Below are 24,665 nucleotides of genomic sequence, written 5' to 3' on the forward strand. Positions count from 1 at the left end.
CCACGCCAATTGTGCCCACAGTCCGGCGCTATGCACGACACGCGGTGGCCGTGGATGGTTGTGCCCGTACCGCGTCCCTATCGTCCGAGGCGTCCGCGGACCATGCCGACCATGGCGTTGAGCTCCTCGATCCGCATCTTCCGTGCCGCGACGAAGAAGACGCCCATCAGGACGATCCCGCCGGCGACGAGCGCGGCGAGCGAGCCCAGGGCGCCGTCACCGAGGGTGTGCAGCAGGGCGAAGCCGGCCGCGCCGCCGAGGAGCGCGGCCGGTACGGAGGCCATGCACAGCCGGGCGTAGGTGCGGACGACGTGGGCGCCGTCGAGGTCGCCACCCAGCCGGTTGCGCAGCCGCCGCCAGGCGACGCCGACGCCGACCGCGTACGCGAGTCCGTAGGAGGCGGCCATGCCGACGACGGCCCACCGCGGGGGCAGCAGGGCGTAGCAGGCCGCGCTGGCGGCGGCGTTGACGGCCGCGACGATCACGGTGTTGTAGAAGGGCGTCCGGGTGTCCTCGTAGGCGTAGAAGCCGCGCAGGACGACGTACTGCACCGAGTACGGGATCAGGCCGAGGCCGAAGGCCATCAGGATGAAGCCCATGCTGCGGGCGGCCTCGCTGCCGCTGGAGGCGTACAGCAGCGTGCACATCGGGACGCCGAGGGCGAGGAAGGTGAATGCGACGGGCACGATCGCGACGGCGGAGTTGCGCAGTCCCTGGGAGATGTCGTCGCGGACGGCACCCGGGTCGTTGTCGTGGGCCGCGCGGGAGATCCGGGGCAGCAGCGCCGCCATCACCGAGACGGTGATGATGGCCTGCGGCATGCCCCAGATGAGCTGGGCGTTGGAGTACGCGAGGAAACCGGCGCCGTCCTGGCCGGACGCCTTTCCGGCGGCCGTGGCGAGCTGGGTGACGACCACGACGCCCGCCTGGTTGGCGAGGACGAACAGCACGGTCCACTTGGCGAGCCTGACCGTCTTGCCGAGGCCGTGGCCCTTCCAGTCGAAGCGGGGGCGGAAGCGGAAACCGGCCTCGCGCAGGTAGGGCACCATCGCCAGGGCCTGGACGACCAGGCCGAGCAGCGTACCGATGCCCAGCAGGCGGATGCCCTCGTCGGGGATGGTCGTGACGCCCATCCGGGACTCGGCGGACGAGCCGTACACCCAGATGAACATGGAGAAGGTGAAGATCACCACGATGTTGTTGAGGACCGGGGTCCACATCATCGCGCCGAACTTGCCCCGGGCGTTGAGGATCTGACCCATCACCACGTGCACACCCATGAAGAAGATGGTGGGCAGGCAGAAGCGGGCGAAGGTGACGGCCACACTGTTGGCGGCGGCGTCGCTCGCGATGGTGTCCGACATCGCGCGGATCAGCAGGGGGGCGCCGAACACGGCGAGCGTCACGATCACGCCCAGGGCGACCATGACGAGGGTGAGCAGCCGGTTGGCGTACGCCTCGCCGCCGTCCGCGTCGTCCTTCATCGACCGGACGAGCTGGGGGACGAAGACGGAGTTGAGGCCGCCGCCGACGGTCAGGATGTAGATCATCGTCGGGAGCGTGGCGGCGACGGTGTAGGCGTCACCGAGCAGCGCGGCGCCCAGGGCGCCGGTGATCACCAGGCTGCGGACGAAGCCGGTGAGCCGGGACACCAGCGTGCCGGCCGCCATCACGGCGCTCGACTTCAGCAGACCGGAGGCGCGGCCGCCCTTCTTCGGCGCGGGCGCCGGAGCCGGTTCGGGGGCCGCGGCGGCCTCCGGCGGCGCGGGCGGCTGGTGCCCGCTGCCCTGCTGGTCGCGGTAGAGGTGCGCGAAGGCGTCCGGCTCGGGCCGGTCCTCCCCGGCGCGGGTGACGAGGTCGTCGACGCCGGTGAACTGAACGGTCCGGGCGTCGTCGCCGTACGGAAGGTGGCGGGACGGTCCGTCGGGCTCGGGCGGCGGGGTCTGGGCCCAGATGCGCGGGTCGGGCGCGTACTGCGGCGCGGCGGGCTGCTGGTAGAGCGGCGGCGGCTCCTCGTAGGTGCCGGGCGGTGGCGGGGGGTGCGCCGCCCGGTCGTAGAGCGCCTCGCCCACCGGGTCCTGGGCGGCGAGGTCCTGGCTGCCGTACGGGTCCTGCTCGTAGGCGTGCTGGACGTACGGGTCCGGGACGGGCGGCGGGGTCGGGGGCGGGACGTGGCCCGCGCCGGGGGGCATCTCCCCGGAAGGCGCGCTGCCGCCGCCCGCGCCCTGACCGCGCTCACCGTCGTACGGCGCGTTCATGCTGTACCCCACCTCATCGTCCCCGGCCGGCCGGCCACGACATCGCTCAACGGTCCACCTTCTCACCCTGGCCCGACGGGTCGGTGCTTTGCGCTCCGGTGTCCGGCGCAGGGTCACTCGGCTGCTCGGGATCGCCGCTCCGCGCGGTCGCCCCGGACGGGTCCGTACCGGTGCCGCTCCCGGACTCAGATCCGTCCGCGTCCGTCTCCTCCGCCTCGGGCGCGGTGTCACCCGCCGGGCCGGTGGCGGCCTCGGCGTCGCGCGCGGCGGCGCGCTTGCGGTGGGTGTACATCCGGATGCCGGCGAGGGCGAGGAGCAGGAAACCGCCGGCGATCACCAGCATCACCGTCGGGGTGATCTCAGAGACCTTGACGGTGAAGGTCATCGGCTTGCCGTACGGCTTGCCGTCCTCCGTGTACAGCTGCGCCGTCATCGGCACCGGGCCGTTGGCGTTGGCGGACGCGGTGAACTTCACCGACTGGCTGTGCCCGCCGTCGATCCGTACCGGCAGCTCGGCGACGGTGTTGCCGCCGTTGAGCTTCAGGCGGGTGGGCTTGGTCGACGTCAGCCTCAGCACCAGGTGCTCGACCCCCTGGAGCAGCTGGTTCTGCACGGTGACCGGGATGGTCGCGCTGCGGCCCGAGAGCGTCAGGTCCGACTTGTCGATCAGCTGTACCTCGGTGGTGAGGTCCCGCAGGTGCTCCTGGACGCTCGTCCGGTACGCCCGGGCCTCCCCGGCGTGCCCCCGCCAGGAGGTCGACATCTCGCGGCTGATCGCGTTCCCGAACGGCGTGACCACGCGGGACGCGGCCGTGAGGATGACCTTGAAGTTGTCCAGCGTCCCCTGGGTGGCCTGCATGTCCTGGAACGCCTGGACGGGCAGCTCCCGCTTGCGCAGGCTCGCCGGGTACTTCCGGGCGCTCGGCACCTTTGTCGTGGCGCGGGCGTCCGGGGTGGCGTCGGCGGCGGCGATCAGGTCGCTGGGCTGCGTCCAGCGCTGGGCGGACAGGGCGCGCAGCGCGGTTGCCATGGACTGGGCCTGGGCGGCGGTCGGCATGCGCTGCGGGGCGACCACGATGCTGCGCTGCTTGCCGGGCTGCTGGTGGGTGAGGGCGAGCGTCTGGGCGAGGAAGCGCTGGACGGCCCGTGTCGAGGTGCCCGCGTCGGTCATGTCGCCGTGGAAGGCCGTGGACAGCGACGCGTCGGCGACCACGGCCGTGGTGCCGCCGCCGATGGGCCGGGCGGCGTTCGGTGAGTACGGCAGCTCGTCGCGGACGCTGTCGCTGCGCGCGATCACCTTGTCGGCGCCGGCGGAGGTCGCGGTGTCCACGATCGACGGGTCGACCGCGCCGTCGACCGGCCAGGCGAAGTCCACGGACGGCTTCACATGGAGGATCGTCTCGACGGTGCTCTCGGCGACCTCGGTGGCCGGCCGGAGGTGGCTGAGCGATCCGGAGACGTCCTTGCCCCGGTGGGCGAGCGAGGCCAGGTCCGGGTCGCCGTAGGGCAGGGCGACCACCTTGTCGTCCTGGACGGCCTTGTCGAGGCTGTTCAGCCACTGCTTGGCGACGGCCTGGTTCTTGCCCGGCACGCGTTCCGTGCCGTCCTTCACCTGGTAGTTCCGGGTCATCGCGTCGACCGTGGCCAGCAGGTCCGGGTCGACGACCCAGGTGACGGGCAGCTCGGCGCCGAGCGAGACGAGCCGTTCCAGCCGTCCGCCCGGGGCCAGCTCCGCGGCCAGGGCGTCGTTTTCGAAGACGGGTGTCTGCTGGTCGTCGGAGCCGGTCTCGGCGGACAGATGCGTCGAGGAGATCAGCGGCCAGAGGTAGCTGACCTGCGTCTTCTTCTCGGTGGCCGCCGGCTGCCAGGGGAGGAAGGTCCGCTCGATCCCGAGCACCTGGTCGTAGTTCGCGCGTGCGGTCCGGCCCGAGAGGGAGACACCGAGCGGGTAGACACCGTCCTCGTCCAGGCCGAGCTTCTCGACCGGCACGGAAAGGGTGAAGTCCTTGCTGATCCCCGGCGCGAGCGTGGGGATCCTGACGCTGTACGGGCCGCCGAGCGGCGCGCCGTCGTCGCCGGGGGTGAACCCGCTGCGCCTGGCCGCCGTGTCGATGGCTCCCCGGCCGGTCATGCGCGATCCGACCCGCAGGTCGACCTGGCCCCCGCTGACCGTCTCCCTGCCGTCATTGGTCACCGTGCCGCTGATCGTCAGGGTGTCCCCCTCGACCGGAGCGGTGGGCGTGAACGTGTCCAGGGACACATCGACGGTCCGGGACGGCGACGCCTTCTCGGCCGCCGGAGCCGCCGCGGGCGCGGCCGCAGGAGTCGCTGCGGCGGCGGGCGGCGCCGCGGGGACGTACAGCAGCCCGGCCAGCACCGGCACTCCGGCGATCGCCACGGCCACGCGCCGTAGCCACCGCTGGGCAGGAGAGCGACCGGTGCTCTGGAAGTCTGCCGCCTCGGCCACGCGCTCGCCCGTCCTCGTCGTCTGTTGCCGGTGGTGGTTCGTCGGTTCCTGCGTCCACGCATGGTAACGAGGAGCGCCGTGGCTAAGTGCCGCGGACTGCTCCAGGTGATCGCCCGGGGTGCGCGGGCCGGCCGCGGGGAGGAAGCGCCGGGCCCCGGGAAACCGGGGCGCCGCCCGGGGCCGGGGCACGTACCCTTTTCTGTTGTGCCGAACGCCAACGAAGACAACCCGACTGCCCTGAGCCAGGTGCAACGCCGTGCGGTCAGTGAACTACTGCGCGTGTCCCCGGTCGCCGACGATCTCGCCCGCCGTTTCCAGGAGGCCGGTTTCTGTCTCGCCCTGGTCGGGGGCTCGGTACGGGACGCACTGCTCGGCCGGCTCGGCAATGACCTGGACTTCACCACCGATGCCCGGCCCGAGGACGTGCTGAAGATCGTCCGGCCGTGGGCCGACGCGGTGTGGGAGGTCGGGATCGCCTTCGGCACGGTGGGTGCGCAGAAGGCGTCCCGGGTCGGGGGCGCCGACCAGGTCTTCCAGATCGAGATCACCACGTACCGCTCCGAGGCGTACGACCGGACCTCCCGCAAGCCGGAGGTGTCCTACGGCGACTCCATCGAGGAAGACCTGGTGCGCCGGGACTTCACCGTCAACGCGATGGCCGTCGCGCTGCCGGAGAAGGAGTTCATCGACCCGCACGGCGGACTGGAGGACCTGGCCCGGCGCGTGCTGAGGACCCCCGGGACCCCGGAGGAGTCCTTCTCGGACGACCCGCTGCGGATGATGCGCGCCGCCCGGTTCGCCGCCCAGCTCGACTTCGAGGTCGCCCCCGATGTCGTGGACGCGATGAAGCGGATGTCCGAGCGGATCGAGATCGTCTCCGCCGAGCGGGTGCGGGACGAGTTCAACAAGCTGATCCTCTCCGCGCACCCGCGCAAGGGGCTGGGCCTGCTGGTCGACACCGGCCTCGCCCAGCGCGTCCTGCCCGAGCTGCCCGCGCTGCGCCTGGAGAGCGACGAGCACCACCGGCACAAGGACGTCTACGACCACTCGCTGATCGTGCTGGAGCAGGCCATCGACCTGGAGGAGGACGGCCCCGACCTCGTCCTGCGGCTGGCGGCGCTGCTCCACGACATCGGCAAGCCGCGCACGCGCCGGTTCGAGCCGGACGGACGGGTCTCCTTCCACCACCACGAGGTGGTCGGCGCCAAGATGACGAAGAAGCGGCTGACCGCGCTCAAGTACTCCAACGACATGGTCAAGGACGTCTCGCGGCTGGTGGAGCTGCACCTGCGCTTCCACGGCTATGGCACCGGCGAGTGGACCGACTCCGCCGTACGCCGCTATGTGCGTGACGCGGGCCCGCTGCTCAGCCGCCTCCACAAGCTGACCCGCTCGGACTGCACCACCCGGAACAAGCGCAAGGCCGCCGCCCTCTCCCGCGCCTATGACGGGCTGGAGGAGCGCATTGCGGCGTTGCAGGAGAAGGAGGAGCTGGACGCCATCCGGCCCGACCTGGACGGCAACCAGATCCAGGAGGTGCTGGGGATCCGCCCCGGCCCCGAGGTCGGCAAGGCGTACACGTTCCTGCTGGAGCTGCGCCTGGAGAACGGGCCGATGGAGTACGACGACGCCGTCGCGGCGCTCAAGGAGTGGTGGGCCGCCCAGGGCTGAGCAGGGGGGGTCATGTTTCACGTGAAACATGACCCCCGCCGGCCGGTCGGCCACTCCGGGAGGGGCGATGTTTCACGTGAAACATCGCCCCTCTCTGCGTGCGTAGGGCCCGCGCGATCGCTACCGCAGGGCTCCCCCGCGTTTCCAGCGGAACAGCGTGACGGCGGTGCCCGCGTACAGGGCGGCCACCAGGGCGACCAGCGCCACCGAACGGCCGTCGGGGGGCAGCATGAGCGCGGCGATTCCCGCCGCGCCGACGAACGCCACGTTGTAGAAGACGTCGTAGAGCGAGAAGACCCGGCCCCGGTAGGAGTCGTCGACCGCCAGCTGCACCACGGTGTCCGTGGCGATCTTGACGCCCTGGCTGACCACCCCCAGGACGAAGGCGGCGACCAGTATGGGCGCGGGCCGGAACGCCAGCCCCAGGGCCGGAGCGAGCACCGCGGCGGACGCGACACAGACGATCATCCAGCCACCCGGCCCCACCCGGTCGACCACCCAGGGCGACAGCACCGCCGCCGCGAAGAACCCGGCGCCCGAGATGCCCACGGCCAGACCCAGCAGGGCCAGCCCATCCGCCTCGGTCGACGTCCAGGCGTACCGGCAGAGCATCAGCACCATCACGGTCAGAGCGCCGTAGCAGAAGCGTATGACCGTCATCGCGGCGAGCGCCCGGCCCGCGGCCCGGCGCTGCCGGAGGTGCCGCACCCCGCTCACCAGCCCCCGGGCCGTGGAGGCCAGTGCCGCGCCCAGCCGGGGCTGCACCGCGTCCGGGTCCGGGCCGAGCAGGTCGCGGCCCAGGCGCAGCGAGGCGAGGGCCGAGCAGAGATAGAGGCCGGCGCCCAGCAGCACCACCGCCGCGTCGGAGTCGGCGCCCGCCAGGCGCACCACGAAGGCCAGCCCGCCGCCCGCGGTGGCGGCGAGCGTACCGGCGGTGGGCGAGACGGAGTTGGCCATCACCAGCCGGTCGGCGTCCACGACCCGGGGCAGCGAGGCCGAGAGCCCGGCGAGGACGAACCGGTTCACGGCCGTCACGGACAGGGCCGACGCGTAGAAGAGCCAGTCCGGCACGGAGGAGAGGATCAGGAAGGCCGTGCCGGTGGCGAGCAGGGCGCGCAGCACATTGCCGTAGAGGAAGACCTGCCGTCGCCGCCAGCGGTCCAGCAGCACACCCGCGAAGGGGCCGACGAAGGAGTAGGGGAGCAGCAGGACCGCCATCGCGGAGGCGATCGCGGCGGGGGAGGTCTGCTTCTCGGGGGAGAACACGACATAGGTGGCGAGGGCCACCTGATAGACCCCGTCGGCGCACTGCGACAGCAGCCGCACGGCCAGCAGGCGGCGGAAGTCGGTGAGGCGCACGAGTACGCGCAGATCACGTACGGCAGGCATGCCAGCAAGGGTCACACACGGCGAAGGCCCCCGGGCAGATGCCACGGGGACCTTCGGGGTGAGCGGACGGGAGGCGGAGCCTCAGCGCTCGACCTCGCCCTTGATGAACTTCTCGACGTTCTGACGGGCCTCGTCGTCGAAGTACTGGACCGGCGGGGACTTCATGAAGTACGAGGACGCGGAGAGGATCGGGCCGCCGATGCCCCGGTCCTTGGCGATCTTCGCGGCGCGGAGGGCGTCGATGATGACACCGGCCGAGTTGGGGGAGTCCCACACCTCGAGCTTGTACTCCAGGTTCAGCGGAACGTCACCGAAGGCACGGCCCTCCAGGCGGACGTACGCCCACTTGCGGTCGTCCAGCCAGGCCACGTAGTCCGACGGGCCGATGTGGACGTTGTTCTCGCCCAGGTCGCGGTCGGGGATCTGCGAGGTGACGGCCTGCGTCTTGGAGATCTTCTTGGACTCCAGGCGCTCACGCTCGAGCATGTTCTTGAAGTCCATGTTGCCGCCGACGTTCAGCTGCATCGTGCGGTCCAGGACGACGCCCCGGTCCTCGAAGAGCTTCGCCATCACGCGGTGCGTGATGGTGGCGCCGACCTGCGACTTGATGTCGTCGCCGACGATCGGGACACCGGCCTCGGTGAACTTGTCCGCCCACTCCTTGGTGCCGGCGATGAAGACCGGGAGGGCGTTGACGAAGGCGACCTTGGCGTCGATGGCGCACTGGGCGTAGAACTTCGCCGCGTCCTCGGAGCCGACCGGCAGGTAGCAGACGAGGACGTCGACCTGCTTGTCCTTGAGGACCTGGACGACGTCGACCGGGGCCTCGGCGGACTCCTCGATGGTCTGGCGGTAGTACTTGCCCAGACCGTCCAGGGTGTGGCCGCGCTGGACCGTCACACCCGTCGACGGGACGTCGCAGATCTTGATGGTGTTGTTCTCGCTGGCGCCGATGGCGTCCGCGAGGTCGAGGCCGACCTTCTTCGCGTCCACGTCGAAGGCGGCCACGAACTCGACGTCACGCACGTGGTAGTCGCCGAACTGCACGTGCATCAGACCCGGCACCTTGCCCGCCGGGTCGGCGTCCTTGTAGTACTCGACGCCCTGCACCAGCGAGGCGGCGCAGTTGCCCACGCCGACGATGGCTACGCGAACCGAACCCATTCCGGTTGCTCCCTGTGTTGATCTTCGAAGCTCTGCGGGTCGCAGAGCCTCACTTGGCGGTGTCGTCGGACGGATCCGGCCGGGTACTGCCCCCGTGCCGGGGCAGGCCGCCCGTCTCTCCAGATGTGTCGTCCTGCTGAGCGGCGGAGCCCCCGGGAGCCCGGTCGGTCTCCGGGGCACCGGAGCCGGGCCGTCGCCGGTCCCGCCCCGCCCGCTCGCTCTCGATGAGCTCGTTCAGCCAGCGCACTTCGCGCTCCACGGACTCCATGCCGTGCCGCTGCAGCTCAAGCGTGTAGTCGTCCAGGCGCTCGCGCGTACGGACCAGGGAGGCGCGCATCTTCTCCAGGCGCTCCTCCAGGCGGCTCCGCCGGCCCTCCAGCACCCGCATCCGCACCTCGCGCTCCGTCTGCCCGAAGAAGGCGAAGCGGGCCGCGAAGTGCTCGTCCTCCCAGGTGTCCGGGCCGGTGTGGGAGAGCAGCTCCTCGAAGTGCTCCTTGCCCTCGGCCGTCAGCCGGTAGACGATCTTGGCCCGGCGGCCCGCGAGCGAGGCGGCGAGGGCGTCCTCGGGGGCGCTGCCCGGCTCCTCGATCAACCAGCCGTTTGCGACCAGCGTCTTGAGGCAGGGGTAGAGCGTCCCGTAGCTGAAGGCGCGGAAGATCCCCAGCGAGGTGTTGAGCCGCTTGCGCAGCTCGTACCCGTGCATGGGGGCCTCGCGGAGCAGGCCGAGGACGGCGAATTCGAGGATGCCGGAGCGCCTGCTCATCCGCTGCCTCCTCGGTGCCTGGTGCCGTGACCCGTGCTGCTCATGCCGTACCGATGTATCGAGTCGATACATCCCGACGATAGATCGGCCCGGCAGTCCCGACAAGGGCGGTTAGGGTGAGCGGCGTCACATAGTCAATTCGCAGTAAACGACTTGCCTGATTTGGGGTGAAGTTCGGGCCTCGGCGGTTTTTGACCGTGCGTAGTCTGTGCGGCATGCACACCAGTGGGAACCATGCGGCGTCTTCGGGCGTCCTCGTCCTGAGTGCATCGCGGATGAGCCCCGGCCAGGGCCCGTCCGTATCCATTTCGGGGGGACCGGAACCAAGCTGCCGCTTCCAGGCGTACTCGCCTGCCCGAGGAGTAGTCGTTCGATGAGCGAGCACCGTCGCAAACCGCCGCAGCCGCAGGGTGGCGGACGTGCCGCGGCCAGGCGAGCCGCCCAGCAGCCCCCGGGCCGCAGGGCGGCTCAGGCGCGAGGAACCAGTGCGGGAGCCCCTGCCGACCCGTACGGCGGTGGCGAGGAGCGGTCCCACGGCGGCCGTGCCGAGGCCCGCCGGGCCGCGCAGCGCGGCGGGCGCCGCCGGGGAGCCGAGGCCGCCGGAGCGGTGGCGGCCGGCCGGGCCGCCCGGGGAGGCCGGGGCGGCCCGCCGGACAAGAAGCGGCTGATCGACTACCCCCGCCACCACAAGGACGGCTGGCGCCGCTGGGTGCCCTCGTGGAAGCTCGTCACCGGGACGTTCCTCGGTTTCGCCGCGACGCTCCTCGGGGCCTCTGCGGTCATCTACTCGATGGTCGAGGTCCCCGACCCGGTCAAGATCGCTACGGCGCAGAACAACGTGTACTTCTACTCGGACGGCACGCAGATGGCCGCCACGGGTGGTGAGGTCAACCGGCAGATCCTCGACTACGAGAAGATCCCCGAGGCCATGCAGTACGCGGTGATCTCCGCGGAGAACAAGACGTTCTGGAAGGACAAGGGCGTCGACCCCAAGGGCATCGGCCGTGCCGTCTACAACATGGCGACCGGTGGGCAGACCCAGGGCGGCTCCACGATCACCCAGCAGTACGTGAAGAACGCCATGCTCAACGACCAGAGCCAGACCCTCAGCCGCAAGGCCAAGGAGCTGTTCATCTCCCTGAAGGCGGGTGTGGAGGAGCCCAAGGAGAAGGTCATGGCCGGCTACCTCAACACCTCCTACTACGGCCGCGGCGCGTACGGCATCCAGGCGGCGGCCCGCACGTACTACAACAAGGACGCGAGCAAGCTGAGCGCCAGCGAGTGCGCGTTCCTCGCCACCCTGCTCAAGGGCGCCACCTACTACGACCCGGCGGGCTCGCCGGAGATCGACCCCCGGGCCACGGCGGCGGCCAACACCGAGGCGGCCACCAAGCGGTGGAAGTGGATCCTCGACGAGATGGTCAAGGACGGCCACCTCGATGCCGCCGAGCGCGCCAAGTTCACCGAGTTCCCCATGCCCGACCCGCCGAAGAAGGAGGCGCGGCTCGGGGGCCAGGTGGGGTACATGGTCGACCTGGCCAAGGCGTACTTCATCAACAACAACGACTTGGGCGTCACCTCCAAGGACCTCGCCCTGGGCGGCTACGAGATCCACACGACCTTCGACCGCAAGAAGGTCGAGGCGCTGAAGAACGCCGTGCAGAAGGTCGAGAAGGAGAACATCGACCCGGAGAAGCGCCCGGACACGGACACCCACGTCCAGTTCGGCGGCGCCTCCGTCAATCCGAAGGACGGCGCGATCGTCGCCATCTACGGCGGTTCCGACGCGACCAAGCACTTCACCAACAACGCCGACCAGACCGGTGCGCAGGTCGGCTCGACGTTCAAGCCCTTCGTCCTGGCCGCGGCCATGGAGTACGGCGTCCGCGACCCCGGCGGCGAGGCCGTGCAGGGCCCCGACCAGCGCCGGACCGTCGACCCGGACAAGACGTACTACAACGGCAAGAACAAGCTGACCATCAAGAACTACAACGGCAGCGTCTGGCACAACGAGGACGGCGAGGAGTGGCAGCAGGTCAACGACGGTGACCAGGACTACGGAGACATCAACCTCCGCGAGGCCATGATCCACTCGGCCAACTCCCCCTTCGTCCAGCTCGGCATGGACGTGGGCATCGAGGAGGTCCGCCAGACCGCCATCCAGGCGGGTCTGCGCAAGGAGAGCCTGGTCGGCGCCAACGTCCCGTCGTTCTCCATCGGCATCTCCGACCCCAGCGCCATCCGCATGGCCGGTGCCTACGCGACCTTCGCCGCCAACGGCAAGCAGCACGAGCCGTACTCGGTGAAGCTGGTCAAGAGGCAGGGCGAGACGATCTACGAGCACGACTCGAAGACCGAGCAGGCCTTCTCGACCGCCATCGCCAGCAATGTCACCGACGTCCTGCGGGACGTCGTGGAGGACCCCGAGGGCACCGGCAACAACGCGGCCATCCCCGGCCGCCAGGTCGCCGGCAAGACGGGCACCACCGACGGCAACAAGTCGGCCTGGTTCGTCGGCTACACACCGCAGCTGGCCACCGCCATCGACATGTACCGGATGGACGACAACGCGGCGAACAAGAACCGCAAGTTCCTGGAGATGTTCGGGACGGGCGGCCAGAAGAAGATCCACGGATCGTCGTTCCCGTCGGAGATCTGGCAGAAGTACATGTCGACCGCGCTCAAGGGCGCGGAGGTGATCCCGTTCCCCGAGCCCGAGGAGCTGGAGGCCGACACCGTGTACGGCGGCGGCGCCGCGAGCCCCGAGCCGACGCCGTCGGACCCCTCCCCGTCGCCGTCCCCGTCGGAGTCGGAGAGCCAGAGCCCGTCGCCGACCCCGTCGCAGTCGCAGAGCAGCGAGCCCGCCGAACCCTCCTGCGGTCCGTTCGACTGGGACTGCGAGGAGGACTCCGGAGGCCAGAACGGCGGCCAGGACGGCGGCCAGGACGGCGGGGCCACCGACTCGGGCGGCACGGACACCGGAGGCACGGACGACGGTGGCGCGACCGGCGGCACCAGTCCCAGCCCACCGACGCCCACCGGCGGCAACACCAACGGCAACGGAAACGGCGGTGGGAACGGAGGCTGGTTCGGCGGGACGGAGGGCTAGCGCCCGCCCGTCTTCCGCACGGCTTCCCCCGCGTCCCGCGACGGTCGTACGACGAGGGCCGCCGCACCCGGAGCACGCGCCACGCGCGCGTACCGGGTGCGGCGGCCCTCTGCGTTCGGCCCCGGTGTGAGCCGTTGTCCACAGGCTGCGCGGGCCGACAGCCCCGTACGGCAGGATGTCCCCATGCCGAGCCCACACAAGACGACGCGTGCCCACCCGGACCGGCCCGTCGTGTCCCCGACCCGGAGGGACGAGGTCGCCGCCGCCGGCAGCGAGCTGATCGGCGGCCCGGTCGGGCGCTGGGCGCGGCTCGGCGACAGCGCCCTCTCGCCCGTGCGGGTGGTCGCGCTCGTGGCGATCGGGATGTTCGCGCTCGGCATGGTGCAGAAGCTGCCCTGCTACAACTGGGCCTGGTTCCGGGGCACCAGCTCGCAGTACACCCACGCCTGCTACTCCGACATCCCCCACCTGTTCGTCGGCCGGGGCTTCGCCGAGGGGCTCGTCCCGTACTTCGACCGCCTCGGCGGCGACATGGAGTACCTCGAATACCCGGTGCTGACCGGGCTGTTCATGCAGGTCGCGTCCTGGCTGACGCTCCCGTTCGACGGCGACCTCGTGTACCGCGAGCAGATGTACTGGATGGTCAACGCGGGCATGCTGATGATCTGCGTCGCCGTCCTCGCCGTCTGCGTCGCCCGCACCCACCGCGACCGGCCCTGGGACGCCCTGCTGGTCGCCCTGGCGCCCGCCTACGCGCTCACCGCCACCATCAACTGGGACCTGCTCGCCGTGGCCCTGACCGCCGCGGCCATGCTCCTGTGGTCCCGGGCCAGGCCGCTCGCCTTCGGTGTCCTGCTCGGGCTCGCCACGGCCGCCAAGTTCTATCCGTTCCTGCTGCTCGGCCCGCTGCTGCTGCTCTGCTGGCGGGCCGGGAAGTGGCGGGAGTTCGGACTCGCCGCCCTGGGCACGGCCGGCGCCTGGCTCGTGGTGAACGTGCCGGTGATGCTGCTGGCGCCCGAGGGGTGGAAGAAGTTCTACACCTTCAGCCAGGAGCGCGGTATCGACTTCGGCTCGTTCTGGCTGGTCATCACCCAGCGCACGGGCGCCGAGATCGAGCCGGAGACGGTGAACACGTACGCCACCGCGTTGATGCTGCTCGCCTGCGCCGGTATCGCCCTGCTGACGCTGACCGCGCCCCGGCGGCCGCGCTTCGCCCAGCTGGCCTTCCTGGTGATCGCGGCGTTCATCCTCACCAACAAGGTCTACTCACCGCAGTACGTGCTGTGGCTGATCCCGCTGGCCGCCCTGGCCCGCCCCCGCTGGCGGGACTTCCTGATCTGGCAGGCGTGCGAGGTCCTGTACTTCGGCGGCATCTGGATGTACCTGGCCTACACGACGAGCGGCAACAAGCAGGGGCTGCCCACGGAGGGGTACCAGTTCGCCATCGTCCTGCACCTGGTCGGGACGCTGTTCCTGTGCGCCATGATCGTCCGGGACATCCTGCTGCCCGAGCGGGACGGGGTGCGGCGCGACGGGTCGGACGACCCGTCCGGGGGCGTCCTGGACCGGGCCGGGGACGTGTTCGTGCTGGGCGGCCGGGCCGGGCACGCGCCGCCGGGCGGCGCCGCCCGCGCGGTGCAGGGGCCGCGGGTGGAGTGGGGCGCGGTACGGGAGTGATCCCGGCGCCTCGGCAAGGGCGGCCCCGGAGCGGGCCTGCGGCCGGGCGGCCGGACGGCCCGGGCAGGGCCGCCCCGCCGGACGACAGGGCCTAGCGCTCGACCACGCGGTCGAACTGGGTGGTGGTGTGCCGCAGGTGGGCGACCAGCTCGTCGCCGACCCTCGGCTCCTGGGCGTCCGACGGGACGAACAGGATCGACACCTGCATGTGCGGCGGTTCGGCGAACCAGCGCTGCTTGCCCGCCCACACGAACGGCGACAGATTGCGGTTCACCGTCGCCAGCCCGGCCCGGGCCACGCCCTTGGCGCGCGGCATCACCCCGTGCATGGCCTTCGGCGCCTCCAGGCCCACACCGTGCGACGTCCCGCCGGCGACGACCACCAGCCAGCCGTCGGAGGCGGCCTTCTGCTGGCGGTAGCCGAAACGATCACCCTTGGCGACCCGCGTGACGTCCAGCACCGCGCCCCGGTACTCCGTGGCCTCGTGGTCGCCGAGCCACAGCCGCGTACCGATGCGCGCCCGGAACCGGGTCTGCGGGAACTGCTGCTGGAGCCGGGCCTGCTCGTCCGCCTTGAGGTGGCTGACGAACATGGTGTGCAGCGGCAGGCGCGCCGCCCGCAGCCGGTCCATCCAGCCGATGACCTCCTCGACGGCGTCGGTGCCGTCGGTGCGGTCCAGCGGGAGGTGCAGCGCGAAGCCCTCCAGGCGTACGTCCTCGATCGCCGCGTGCAGCAGGCCCAGCTCGTGCTCGCCGATGCCGTGCCGCTTCATGGAGCTCATGCACTCGATGACGACGCGCGCCCCGACGAGGGCGTGGACGCCGTCCACGGACGACACCGACCGGATCACCCGGTCCGGCAGCGGAACCGGTTCTTCACCGCGCCGGAACGGCGTCAGGACCAGCAGGTCCCCGCTGAACCAGTCCTTGATGCGGGCCGCCTCGTACGTGGTGCCGACCGCCAGCATGTCGGCCCCGAAGCGGGACGCCTCCTCCGACAGCCGCTCGTGGCCGAAGCCGTAACCATTGCCCTTGCACACCGGGATCAGGCCCGGGAACTGGTCGATCACGGACTTCTGGTGCGCCCGCCAGCGAGCGGTGTCGACGTAGAGGGAGAGCGCCATGGCCGGCCCGGAACCTTTCTGTATGTGCGTGACGTGCGAGACGTACGGAACGCGCGAGACGTACGGGTCGTGGGCGACGTGCGGGGCCCACGGGTCGTTCGGGGTGCGTCAGCGGCGCGACATGTAGATGTCGAGCGCCTTGTGCAGCAGCTTGTTCAGCGGGAAGTCCCACTCGCCGATGTACTCGACGGCCTCGCCGCCCGTACCCACCTTGAACTGGATCAGGCCGAAGAGGTGGTCGGTCTCGTCGAGCGAGTCCGAGATGCCGCGCAGGTCGTAGACGGTCGCGCCCATCGCGTACGCGTCGCGCAGCATCCGCCACTGCATCGCGTTCGACGGCCGGACCTCGCGGCCGATGTTGTCGGAGGCGCCGTACGAGTACCAGACGTGCCCGCCGACCACGAGCATGGTGGCGGCCGACAGGTTCACGCCGTTGTGGCGCGCGAAGTACAGCCGCATGCGGTTGGGGTCCTCGTTGTTGAGGACGGTCCACATGCGCTGGAAGTACGACAGGGGCCGCGGCCGGAAGCGGTCGCGCACGGCGGTGATCTCGTACAGCCGCTGCCACTCGGCGAGGTCCTCGTAGCTGCCCTGCACGACCTCGACGCCGGCCTTCTCGGCCTTCTTGATGTTGCGCCGCCACAGCTGGTTGAAGCCCTTGAGGACGTCGTCCAGCGAGCGGTTGGCCAGCGGCACCTGGAAGACGTAGCGCGGCTGTACGTCGCCGAAGCCCGCGCCGCCGTCCTCGCCCTGCTGCCAGCCCATCTTGCGCAGCCGGTCGGACACCTCGAAGGCGCGCGGCTCGATGTGCGTCGCCTCGACGTCCCGCAGCCGCTTGACGTCCGGGTCCTGGATGCCGGACTTGATCGCGCCGGCGTCCCAGCGGCGGATGACGACCGGGGGGCCCATCTTCACCGAGAACGCGCCCTGCCGCTTCAGGTGCGCCAGCATCGGCTGGAGCCAGTCCTCCAGATTGGGCGCGTACCAGTTGATCACCGGGCCCTCGGGGAGGTACGCGAGGTAGCGCTTCACCTTGGGGAGCTGGCGGTACAGCACCAGGCCGGCGCCGACCAGCTCGCCGTTCTTGTCGAACCAGCCCAGGTTCTCCGACCGCCACTCGGTCTTCACATCAGCCCATGCGGGGACCTGGCAGTGGCTCGCCGACGGCAGGGTCTGGATGTACGCCAGATGCTGCTCTCGGCTGATGGTCCTCAGGGTCAGGCTCATGCGGGGCGCTCCTCGGCAGGTGTGTCCCCATGGGTACAGGGGCTCCGGCTCTCGCGCGAAGCCTACTGGCACCGGGGAGCGCCCCGACTGGCCGTACGCCAGGTGGGCCTAACCGAGCACCCCGCCGAACAGGCCGCCGTGGGCCATTCCGAGCCCGAGGCCGATTGCCGAGGCGCCCATGCCGATGATCAGCACCGTGCGCTCGCGGGTGGTCTCGGAGATGAACTGGCCGTAGCCGCCGGTGACCACGCCCACCAGGCCCGCCCAGGAGCTGATCAGGTGGAGGCTGTGGAACTGGGCCGTGACGAAGGCCAGCACACCGAGCACCAGGGTCACCGCCATCAGGGTGTCCTGGAGGGGGTGGGGCTTGCCGTCCGTGGCGAAGAGGGACGAGGTGGGGTGGCGGTGGAATGCCTGGGCCATGAGGAACCTCCTGGCTGTGCCGGAGGGCGGCGCATCGTAGCGCCGCCCGCACCCGATGTGTACAGATTGCGTCCCCCGGCCACCGGATTTCAACCGGAAGCCGGTGTGCGGGTACTCTGTACGGTCTGCACCGGTGTCTGCCCATGCCCTGATCAGGGTCCCTCACTCGCTGAGGGCGATTGTCAGTGGCGGCGGATACCGTTGCGTACGCATCACGACCCTCCTGCCACGGAACGACCGTGGCCGCTGAGTCCAAAGGAGGTGGGTTCCACATGCGTCACTACGAGGTGATGGTCATCCTCGACCCCGATCTCGAGGAGCGCGCTGTCTCCCCGCTGATCGAGAACTTCCTCTCCGTCGTCCGTGAGGGCAACGGAAAGGTCGAGAAGGTCGACACCTGGGGCCGTCGTCGTCTCGCTTACGAGATCAAGAAGAAGCCCGAGGGCATCTACTCGGTCATCGACCTGCAGGCCGAGCCTGCGGTCGTCAAGGAGCTCGACCGCCAGATGAACCTGAACGAGTCGGTCCTCCGGACCAAGGTCCTCCGTCCCGAGACCCACTGAGCTTCCGCTCAGAGGTCATCGGGTTTCGAGTAGCAGCAGCAAGCAGCCAGCAGCAATCCCGCCGAGAGGTTCCCCATGGCAGGCGAGACCGTCATCACGGTCGTCGGCAATCTTGTCGACGACCCCGAGCTGCGCTTCACCCCGTCCGGTGCGGCGGTCGCGAAGTTCCGTGTCGCGTCCACCCCCCGCACCTTCGACCGTCAGACCAATGAGTGGAAGGACGGCGAGAGCCTGTTCCTGACCTGCTCGGTCTGGCGACAGGCGGCGGAGAACGTCGCCGAGTCGCTTCAGCGAGGCATGCGCGTCGTCGTGCAGGGCCGGCTGAAGCAGCGGTCCTACGAGGACCGCGAGGGCGTCAAGCGCACGGTCTTCGAGCTGGACGTCGAGGAAGTCGGCCCCAGCCTCAAGAACGCCACGGCCAAGGTCACCAAGACCACCGGTCGCGGCGGCCAGGGCGGCTACGGCGGTGGCCAGCAGCAGGGCGGCGGCAACTGGGGCGGAGCCCCGGGTGGTGGCCAGCAGGGTGGCGGCGCTCCCGCCGACGACCCGTGGGCGACCAGCGCGCCGGCCGGTGGCCAGCAGCAGGGCGGCGGGGGCGGCTGGGGCGGAAGCTCCGGCGGCTCCGGCGGCGGCTACTCGGACGAGCCCCCCTTCTAGGTCCTCCGGGACCGGGGACCGGGCTCGTACCCCACTTCTTGATCACACAGGAGATACACCATGGCGAAGCCGCCTGTGCGCAAGCCGAAGAAGAAGGTCTGCGCATTCTGCAAGGACAAGACCGCGTACGTGGACTACAAGGACACGAACATGCTGCGGAAGTTCATTTCCGACCGCGGCAAGATCCGTGCCCGCCGCGTGACCGGCAACTGCACGCAGCACCAGCGTGACGTCGCCACGGCCGTCAAGAACAGCCGTGAGATGGCGCTGCTGCCCTACACGTCCACCGCGCGATAAGGGAGGGTGACCGAATCATGAAGATCATCCTCAAGCACGAGGTCTCCGGCCTCGGCACCGCCGGTGACGTCGTCGACGTCAAGGACGGTTACGCTCGCAACTACCTGGTCCCGCGCGGTTTCGCGATCCGCTGGACCAAGGGTGGCGAGAAGGACGTGGCGCAGATCCGCCGCGCCCGCAAGATCCACGAGATCGCGACCATCGAGCAGGCCAACGAGATCAAGGCCCAGCTCGAGGGCACGAAGGTGCGCCTGGCCGTTCGCTCCGGCGACGCCGGCCGTCTCTTCGGCTCCGTGACCCCGGCGGACATCGCTTCGGCGATCAAGTCCGCGGGTGGTCCCGAGGTCGACAAGCGCCGTGTGGAGCTCGGTTCGCCGATCAAGACCCTGGGCTCGCACCAGGTGTCCGTGCGTCTGCACGCCGAGGTCGTCGCGAAGCTCGGCGTCGAGATCGTCGCTGCCTGAAGTTCAGGCACGGAGTTGATCTCTGACGATCGCTGATCGCAGATCGCTGATCGTCGAATGCCCAGAAGGGCCGCACCTCCGGGTGCGGCCCTTCTGCGGTGTTTCACGTGAAACATGGCGTGCGAGGCGCTGGGCGGGCCTCAGTCAGCGCGCGGCGCCGGTGACGACCCAGCGGCCGGATCGCATCCGGAGCCAGAGGGTGACCATACGGACCGCCATCATCAGTCCCATCGCCCACCACAGGGCGGTGAGGCCCCCGCCCAGGACGGGCACCAGCAGGGCCACGGGGGCGAAGACGGCGAGGGTCACCACCATGGCCCCGGCCAGGTAGGGGCCGTCGCCCGCGCCCATCAGGACGCCGTCGAGGACGAAGACCACTCCGGCGATCGGCTGTGCCAGGGCCACCACCAGGAGGGCCGGCAGCAGCACGTCCCGGACGGTGGGGTCGCCGGTGAACAGCGGGATGAAGAGCGGGCGGGCCAGGACGATGAGGGCGCCGAGCACCACTCCGGAGGCGATGCCCCACTGCACCATGCGGCGGCAGACCCGCCGGGCCCCTTCGGCGTCCCCCGCCCCCAGGTAGCGGCCGATGATCGCCTGGCCGGCGATGGCGATGGCGTCCAGGGCGAAGGACATCAGGGTCCACAGGGACAGGATGATCTGGTGGGCGGCCACGTCCACGTCGCCCATCCGGGCGGCGACCGCGGTGGCGATCAGCATGACCGCCCGCAGGGAAAGCGTACGGATCAGCAGCGGTACGCCCGCCTGGGCGCTGGCGCGTATCCCGGCGGCATCCGGGCGCAGGGACGCCCCGTGCCGCCGTGCGCCGCGTACGACGACGACGAGGTAGGCCGCCGCCATGCCGCACTGGGCGATGACGGTGCCCCAGGCGGAGCCGGCGATGCCGAGCCCGGCGCCATAGACGAGGAGCACGTTCAGGAGCCCATTGGCCGCGAAGCCGGCGATGGCGACGTACAGGGGGGTCCTGGTGTCCTGGAGACCCCGGAGCACGCCGGTGGCGGCGAGCACGATGAGCATCGCCGGGATGCCCAGGCTGGAGATGCGGAGATAGGTGGTGGCGTACGGCGCGGCGGTGCCGGAGGCGCCGAAGAGCTCCACCAGCCAAGGGGCCGCGGGCAGGGTGACGGCGATGACGGCCAGGCCGAGCAGGAGGGCCAGCCAGATGCCGTCCATGCCCTGGCGGATGGCCGAGGGCAGGTCGCCGGCGCCCACGCGGCGGGCGACGGCCGCGGTGGTGGCATAGGCGAGGAAGACGAACACACTGACGGCGGTGGACAGCAGGGCGGCGGCGATACCCAGACCGGCGAGCTGGGAGGTGCCGAGGTGCCCGATGATGGCGCTGTCGACCATCACGAAGAGCGGTTCGGCGACGAGCGCTCCGAAGGCCGGCACGGCGAGGGAGATGATCTCGCGGTCGTGCCGGCGTCGTTCGCTCGTGCGCCCGCTGGAGGGGCGCTCGGGGGCCTGGGTCATGGGGGCAATCTAATCTTCCACAGGTAAGAGATGCAAGGGTCCTTGGATCCTTACAACCGCTCCGGTGGGTGCTGGGGGTGTGCGCCGTTTGTTCTGATCTTGGTCCCGTGGGGAAAGTTTTTCTCCCCCACAGGCCGTGGATGGAAAAGCCGCAGGTCAGAGGGTGGGGGCTGGGGTCGCTATGAGTTTGTCCACACGGCTGTCCCCCGGTCCGTGCACAGGTTCTGCGGGGTTCTCCACAGCATCTGGGTCTTCACCCACAGGCCCTGTGGATAACCAGATTGGCTGACGGTGCCCGCGGGCCTACCGTGGTCCGGCGCTCGACGCGCCAGAAGCGGAGTGGAGCACCTCGCTTTGTCAGTGTCGTGCCGTAGAAAGAGTGGCACGGCGAGGTCCGCGGAGCGGACGGGAGGAGGTGGGCCGGTGAGCATTCCCGAGCCCTTGGACGACCCCTGGGCCGACACCGGTCCGGGTGATCGTCTGCCCGTCACCCGCCAGCGCGGCAGTGACAGCCGGGGCCGGGGCATGGCCCGCGACGAGCAGCACGAGCGCGGCAGCGACACCGGTCCCTGGGACAGCGGGGCGGGCGGCTTCGAGCGGGTGCCGCCGCAGGACCTCGACGCGGAGCAGTCGGTGCTCGGCGGCATGCTGCTCTCCAAGGACGCCATCGCGGACGTCGTGGAGATCATCAAGGGCCACGACTTCTACAAGCCGGCCCACGAGACCATCTACACCGCGATCCTCGACCTCTACGCCAAGGGCGAGCCCGCCGACCCGATCACCGTCGGCGCCGAGCTGACCAAGCGCGGGGAGATCAACCGGGTCGGCGGGGCGTCGTACCTGCACACCCTGGTCCAGTCGGTCCCCACCGCGGCGAACGCCTCGTACTACGCCGAGATCGTGCACGAGCGGGCGGTGCTGCGCCGCCTCGTCCAGGCCGGCACGAAGATCACGCAGATGGGATACGCCGCCGACGGCGACGTGGACGAGATCGTCAACTCGGCGCAGGCGGAGATCTACGCGGTCACCGAGCAGCGCACGAGCGAGGACTATCTGCCGCTCGGCGACATCATGGAGGGCGCGCTCGACGAGATCGAGGCGATCGGCTCGCGCAGCGGCGAGATGACCGGTGTGCCGACGGGCTTCACCGACTTCGACTCCCTGACGAACGGTCTGCACCCCGGCCAGATGATCGTCATCGCCGCCCGTCCCGCCATGGGCAAGTCGACGCTCGCGCTGGACTTCGCCCGTGCGTGCTCGATCAAAAACAACCTGCCGAGCGTCATCTTTTCCCTGGAGATGGGCCGCAACGAGATCGCCATGCGCCTGCTGTCGGCCGAGGCGCGGGTGGCGCTGCACCATATGCGCTCCGGCACGATGACCGACGAGGACTGGACGCGGCTCGCCCGCCGGATGCCGGACGTGTCGCAGGCCCCCCTCTACATCGACGACTCCCCCAACCTGTCGATGATGGAGATCCGCGCCAAGTGCCGCCGGCTCAAGCAGCGCAACAACCTCAAGCTGGTCGTCATCGACTACCTCCAGCTGATGCAGTCCGGCGGCTCCAAGCGGGCCGAGAGCCGGCAGCAGGAGGTCTCCGACATGTCACGAAACCTCAAGCTTCTGGCCAAGGAGCTGGAGCTTCCCGTGATCGCGCTCTCCCAGCTGAACCGTGGCCCCGAGCAGCGGACGGACAAGAAGCCGATGGTCTCGGACCTCCGTGAATCCGGCTCCATCGAGCAGGACGCGGACATGGTCATCCTGCTGCACCGCGAGGACGCCTACGAGAAGGAGTCGCCCCGCGCGGGCGAGGCGGACCTGATCGTCGCCAAGCACCGTAACGGCCCCACGGCCACCATCACGGTCGCCTTCCAGGGCCACTACTCGCGCTTCGTGGACATGGCGCAGACCTGATCCGGTGCCCCCTCGGGGGCGGCGGCGTGGGGGCGCGGGGGAATGTGGTCGACGGTGGTGCTGCCGGGCGGATAGACCTGGGGCATGACGTCATCATTCGAAGCCCTGCTTCCCAGTACCGAGCGTGCCCTGCTGCACCGGGTGGCCACCGCGCAGGCCGAGGGGCGGGCGCCGTCGCTGGTCGGGGGCGTGGCGCGGGACGGCCGGCTGGTGTGGGAGGGCGGGCGCAGCTGCGTCGAGGGTCATGTGCCCGATGCCCGGACGCAGTACCGGATCGGTTCCATCACCAAGCCGTTCACGGCGGTTCTGGTGATGCGGCTGCGGGACGAGGGGCTGATCGACCTCGCCGATCCGCTGGAGAAGCACCTGCCCGGGACGGGCGTGGGGGAGGTGACGATCGCTCAGCTGCTCAGCCACAGTGCCGGGCTGGCCGCCGAGACGCCCGCGCCCTGGTGGGAGCGGACGCCGGGGACGCTCCGCCCGGAACTCGCCGATGTGCTGGGGGAGCGCCCGGTGGTGCACCCGGCCGGGCGGCGCTATCACTACTCCAACACGGGTTACACGCTGCTGGGTTCGCTGGTCGAGGCCGTGCGCGGGGTGAGCTGGGAGGAGGCGCTGACGGCGGAGATCCTGGTGCCCCTGGGGTTGGAGCGGACCAGCGTCCGGCCTGTTGCCCCGCACGCCGGTGGCTGGGCGGTGCACCCCTGGGCGGATGTGCTGCTGCCGGAACCGGCCGAGGACCTCGGGGTGATGGCACCGGCCGGGCAACTGTGGTCGACCGTCGAGGACTTGTGCCGCTTCGCCTGTTTCCTGGCCGAGGGGGACGACCGGGTCCTGAGCGCGGAGACCCTGCGGGAGATGCGTACGCCCCTGGCGCCCTTGGAGGCGGGGGACTGGGACGGCGGCTACGGTCTCGGTCTGCGGCTGGTGCGTGCGGGGGGACGGGTCCTGGTGGGCCACGGAGGCTCCCTGCCGGGCTTTGTCGCCGGGCTCTGGGTGTGCGTGGAGGACGGTGTGGCGGCGGTCGTGCTGGCCAACGCCACCTCGGGGCCGATGCCCAGCGGTGTTGCCGCCGACCTCATCCGGATCGTCGCCGAGGCCGAGCCCCGCATCCCGGAACCTTGGCGGCCCCTGCCCGCCATCGATCCACAGCTGCTGGAGCTGACCGGACCCTGGTACTGGGGCACCTACGCCTATGGGCTGCGGGTGGTCGCGGACGGCGGTGTCGAACTCAGCCCCCTGCGGGGAGAGGGCCGCGCCGCGCGATTCCGAGCGGAGAGCGACGGGACCTGGACCGGGCTGGACGACTACTACGCCGGCGAGACGCTCCGAGTGGTGCGGCGCACGGACGGCTCCGTGAGCCACCTCGACTGCGGGTCCTTCGCCTTCACGCGCGAGCCCTATGAGCCGGGGGACGCGGTGCCGGGCGGAGTCGACCCGGAGGGTTGGCGCGGCCTCTGAGGCGGCGATGTTTCACGTGAAACGGCGCGCGGAGCCCCGCGCGCCGTTTCCTCTTCTCCTGCTCTTCTCAGAGCGCCATCTTGAAGCCCACATGCGAGGCCTCGAACCCCAGCCGCTCGTAGAAGCGGCGAGCGTCCGTCCGGGAGGCGTCCGAGGTCAGCTGCACCAGCCGGCACTGCAGACGGCGGGATTCCTCGATGGCCCACTCGATGAGCTGGGTTCCCAGGCCGCTTCCGCGCTCGTCGGCGTGGACGCGGACGCCCTCGATGATCGACCGGGTGGCGCCCCGGCGGGACAGGCCCGGGATGATCGTGAGCTGGAGCGTGCCGACGACCCGTCCCTCCCGTACGGCGACCACGATGTGGTTGTGCGGATCGCTCGCCAGCCGCTCAAAGGCCGCGGTGTACGGGGTGAGGTCGTCGAGCGACTCGCGCTGCGCCCCCAGCGGGTCGTCGGCGAGCATCTGCACGATCGCGGGTATGTCGGCGTGGGTGGCGGGGCGGATCTCCAGGTCGGTCATGCGGGCAGGCTAACGCGCGGCCCG

At 70.5% G+C, this 24,665-nt stretch carries 19 protein-coding genes; 9 read left to right on the plus strand and 10 right to left on the minus strand.

Features of this window, described 5'->3' with window-relative positions; all coding sequences use genetic code 11:
• Positions 1-77: 77 nt before the first annotated feature.
• Positions 78-2,258 carry a murein biosynthesis integral membrane protein MurJ gene (gene murJ, locus ACF08D_RS22385; RefSeq protein WP_392224502.1) on the minus strand — a complete coding sequence of 727 codons (2,181 nt, stop codon included), beginning with the start codon at positions 2,256-2,258 and terminating at the stop codon, positions 78-80.
• A 46-nt stretch (positions 2,259-2,304) separates the two neighbouring features.
• Positions 2,305-4,725, minus strand: coding sequence for a DUF6049 family protein (locus tag ACF08D_RS22390; protein WP_392224503.1), 2,421 nt, complete (start codon positions 4,723-4,725; stop codon positions 2,305-2,307).
• A 204-nt stretch (positions 4,726-4,929) separates the two neighbouring features.
• Between ACF08D_RS22390 and ACF08D_RS22395 the strand changes: the two genes are divergently transcribed.
• Positions 4,930-6,396: a CCA tRNA nucleotidyltransferase gene (locus ACF08D_RS22395; protein ID WP_392224504.1), complete on the plus strand. Its 1,467-nt coding sequence runs from the start codon at positions 4,930-4,932 to the stop codon at positions 6,394-6,396.
• 120 nt (positions 6,397-6,516) lie between these two features.
• Here ACF08D_RS22395 and ACF08D_RS22400 read toward each other — a convergent pair whose 3' ends face one another.
• The 3 genes from ACF08D_RS22400 to ACF08D_RS22410 all read right to left on the minus strand — a co-directional run bounded on the left by ACF08D_RS22400 (position 6,517) and on the right by ACF08D_RS22410 (position 9,712).
• Positions 6,517-7,785 carry an MFS transporter gene (locus tag ACF08D_RS22400; RefSeq protein WP_392224505.1) on the minus strand — a complete coding sequence of 423 codons (1,269 nt, stop codon included), beginning with the start codon at positions 7,783-7,785 and terminating at the stop codon, positions 6,517-6,519.
• Between the two features lie 81 nt (positions 7,786-7,866).
• A complete protein-coding gene (locus tag ACF08D_RS22405) occupies positions 7,867-8,949 on the minus strand; it encodes an inositol-3-phosphate synthase (protein WP_392224506.1) in 1,083 nt (360 codons plus the stop codon).
• Positions 8,950-8,998: 49 nt separating this feature from the next.
• Positions 8,999-9,712: a helix-turn-helix transcriptional regulator gene (locus ACF08D_RS22410; protein ID WP_392224507.1), complete on the minus strand. Its 714-nt coding sequence runs from the start codon at positions 9,710-9,712 to the stop codon at positions 8,999-9,001.
• Positions 9,713-10,085: 373 nt separating this feature from the next.
• Between ACF08D_RS22410 and ACF08D_RS22415 the strand changes: the two genes are divergently transcribed.
• Entirely contained in the window at positions 10,086-12,821 is a 2,736-nt protein-coding gene (locus ACF08D_RS22415; protein ID WP_392224508.1) for a transglycosylase domain-containing protein, read from the plus strand.
• 183 nt (positions 12,822-13,004) lie between these two features.
• Complete coding sequence (locus ACF08D_RS22420; protein ID WP_392224509.1) at positions 13,005-14,498, plus strand: glycosyltransferase family 87 protein; 1,494 nt, start codon at positions 13,005-13,007, stop codon at positions 14,496-14,498.
• A gap of 91 nt (positions 14,499-14,589) precedes the next feature.
• On the opposite strand, the gene ACF08D_RS22425 is transcribed toward ACF08D_RS22420, so the two are convergent.
• The 3 genes from ACF08D_RS22425 to ACF08D_RS22435 all read right to left on the minus strand — a co-directional run bounded on the left by ACF08D_RS22425 (position 14,590) and on the right by ACF08D_RS22435 (position 17,271).
• Complete coding sequence (locus ACF08D_RS22425; protein WP_392224510.1) at positions 14,590-15,621, minus strand: alanine racemase; 1,032 nt, start codon at positions 15,619-15,621, stop codon at positions 14,590-14,592.
• Between the two features lie 108 nt (positions 15,622-15,729).
• Complete coding sequence (locus tag ACF08D_RS22430) at positions 15,730-16,848, minus strand: lipid II:glycine glycyltransferase FemX (RefSeq protein WP_392224511.1); 1,119 nt, start codon at positions 16,846-16,848, stop codon at positions 15,730-15,732.
• Positions 16,849-16,956: 108 nt separating this feature from the next.
• Entirely contained in the window at positions 16,957-17,271 is a 315-nt protein-coding gene (locus ACF08D_RS22435) for a hypothetical protein (RefSeq protein ID WP_392224512.1), read from the minus strand.
• Positions 17,272-17,543: 272 nt separating this feature from the next.
• Between ACF08D_RS22435 and rpsF the strand changes: the two genes are divergently transcribed.
• The 4 genes from rpsF to rplI all read left to right on the plus strand — a co-directional run bounded on the left by rpsF (position 17,544) and on the right by rplI (position 19,252).
• Positions 17,544-17,834 (plus strand): 30S ribosomal protein S6, encoded by a 291-nt coding sequence (rpsF, locus tag ACF08D_RS22440; RefSeq protein WP_004950685.1) that lies wholly within the window; start codon positions 17,544-17,546, stop codon positions 17,832-17,834.
• Between the two features lie 75 nt (positions 17,835-17,909).
• A complete protein-coding gene (locus ACF08D_RS22445; RefSeq protein WP_392224513.1) occupies positions 17,910-18,491 on the plus strand; it encodes a single-stranded DNA-binding protein in 582 nt (193 codons plus the stop codon).
• A 60-nt stretch (positions 18,492-18,551) separates the two neighbouring features.
• The gene (gene rpsR / locus ACF08D_RS22450; RefSeq protein ID WP_005315025.1) at positions 18,552-18,788 is read left to right on the plus strand and encodes a 30S ribosomal protein S18; all 237 of its coding nucleotides are present in this window, start codon (positions 18,552-18,554) and stop codon (positions 18,786-18,788) included.
• 17 nt (positions 18,789-18,805) lie between these two features.
• The gene (gene rplI, locus ACF08D_RS22455) at positions 18,806-19,252 is read left to right on the plus strand and encodes a 50S ribosomal protein L9 (RefSeq protein WP_073756469.1); all 447 of its coding nucleotides are present in this window, start codon (positions 18,806-18,808) and stop codon (positions 19,250-19,252) included.
• A 144-nt stretch (positions 19,253-19,396) separates the two neighbouring features.
• Here rplI and ACF08D_RS22460 read toward each other — a convergent pair whose 3' ends face one another.
• Complete coding sequence (locus ACF08D_RS22460) at positions 19,397-20,746, minus strand: MATE family efflux transporter (protein WP_392224514.1); 1,350 nt, start codon at positions 20,744-20,746, stop codon at positions 19,397-19,399.
• Between the two features lie 423 nt (positions 20,747-21,169).
• Between ACF08D_RS22460 and dnaB the strand changes: the two genes are divergently transcribed.
• Positions 21,170-22,660, plus strand: coding sequence for a replicative DNA helicase (gene dnaB, locus ACF08D_RS22465; protein ID WP_392224515.1), 1,491 nt, complete (start codon positions 21,170-21,172; stop codon positions 22,658-22,660).
• An 84-nt stretch (positions 22,661-22,744) separates the two neighbouring features.
• Entirely contained in the window at positions 22,745-24,121 is a 1,377-nt protein-coding gene (locus ACF08D_RS22470) for a serine hydrolase domain-containing protein (RefSeq protein WP_392224516.1), read from the plus strand.
• Between the two features lie 67 nt (positions 24,122-24,188).
• On the opposite strand, the gene ACF08D_RS22475 is transcribed toward ACF08D_RS22470, so the two are convergent.
• Positions 24,189-24,641, minus strand: coding sequence for a GNAT family N-acetyltransferase (locus ACF08D_RS22475; RefSeq protein WP_392224517.1), 453 nt, complete (start codon positions 24,639-24,641; stop codon positions 24,189-24,191).
• Between the last annotated feature and the right edge of the window lie 24 nt (positions 24,642-24,665).

This window comes from Streptomyces sp. NPDC015131 (assembly GCF_043079975.1).
Classification (GTDB): domain Bacteria; phylum Actinomycetota; class Actinomycetes; order Streptomycetales; family Streptomycetaceae; genus Streptomyces.

Bases quoted from the DNA above. Each gene is read 5' to 3' on its own strand.
- murJ (WP_392224502.1), bottom strand. From the start codon at position 2,258: ATGAACGCGCCGTACGACGGTGAGCGCGGTCAGGGCGCGGGCGGCGGC.
- ACF08D_RS22400 (WP_392224505.1), bottom strand. From the start codon at position 7,785: ATGCCTGCCGTACGTGATCTGCGCGTACTCGTGCGCCTCACCGACTTC.
- ACF08D_RS22405 (WP_392224506.1), bottom strand. From the start codon at position 8,949: ATGGGTTCGGTTCGCGTAGCCATCGTCGGCGTGGGCAACTGCGCCGCC.
- ACF08D_RS22410 (WP_392224507.1), bottom strand. From the start codon at position 9,712: ATGAGCAGGCGCTCCGGCATCCTCGAATTCGCCGTCCTCGGCCTGCTC.
- ACF08D_RS22415 (WP_392224508.1), top strand. From the start codon at position 10,086: ATGAGCGAGCACCGTCGCAAACCGCCGCAGCCGCAGGGTGGCGGACGT.
- ACF08D_RS22420 (WP_392224509.1), top strand. From the start codon at position 13,005: ATGCCGAGCCCACACAAGACGACGCGTGCCCACCCGGACCGGCCCGTC.
- ACF08D_RS22425 (WP_392224510.1), bottom strand. From the start codon at position 15,621: ATGGCGCTCTCCCTCTACGTCGACACCGCTCGCTGGCGGGCGCACCAG.
- ACF08D_RS22430 (WP_392224511.1), bottom strand. From the start codon at position 16,848: ATGAGCCTGACCCTGAGGACCATCAGCCGAGAGCAGCATCTGGCGTAC.
- ACF08D_RS22435 (WP_392224512.1), bottom strand. From the start codon at position 17,271: ATGGCCCAGGCATTCCACCGCCACCCCACCTCGTCCCTCTTCGCCACG.
- rpsF (WP_004950685.1), top strand. From the start codon at position 17,544: ATGCGTCACTACGAGGTGATGGTCATCCTCGACCCCGATCTCGAGGAG.
- ACF08D_RS22445 (WP_392224513.1), top strand. From the start codon at position 17,910: ATGGCAGGCGAGACCGTCATCACGGTCGTCGGCAATCTTGTCGACGAC.
- rpsR (WP_005315025.1), top strand. From the start codon at position 18,552: ATGGCGAAGCCGCCTGTGCGCAAGCCGAAGAAGAAGGTCTGCGCATTC.
- rplI (WP_073756469.1), top strand. From the start codon at position 18,806: ATGAAGATCATCCTCAAGCACGAGGTCTCCGGCCTCGGCACCGCCGGT.
- ACF08D_RS22460 (WP_392224514.1), bottom strand. From the start codon at position 20,746: ATGACCCAGGCCCCCGAGCGCCCCTCCAGCGGGCGCACGAGCGAACGA.
- ACF08D_RS22470 (WP_392224516.1), top strand. From the start codon at position 22,745: ATGACGTCATCATTCGAAGCCCTGCTTCCCAGTACCGAGCGTGCCCTG.
- ACF08D_RS22475 (WP_392224517.1), bottom strand. From the start codon at position 24,641: ATGACCGACCTGGAGATCCGCCCCGCCACCCACGCCGACATACCCGCG.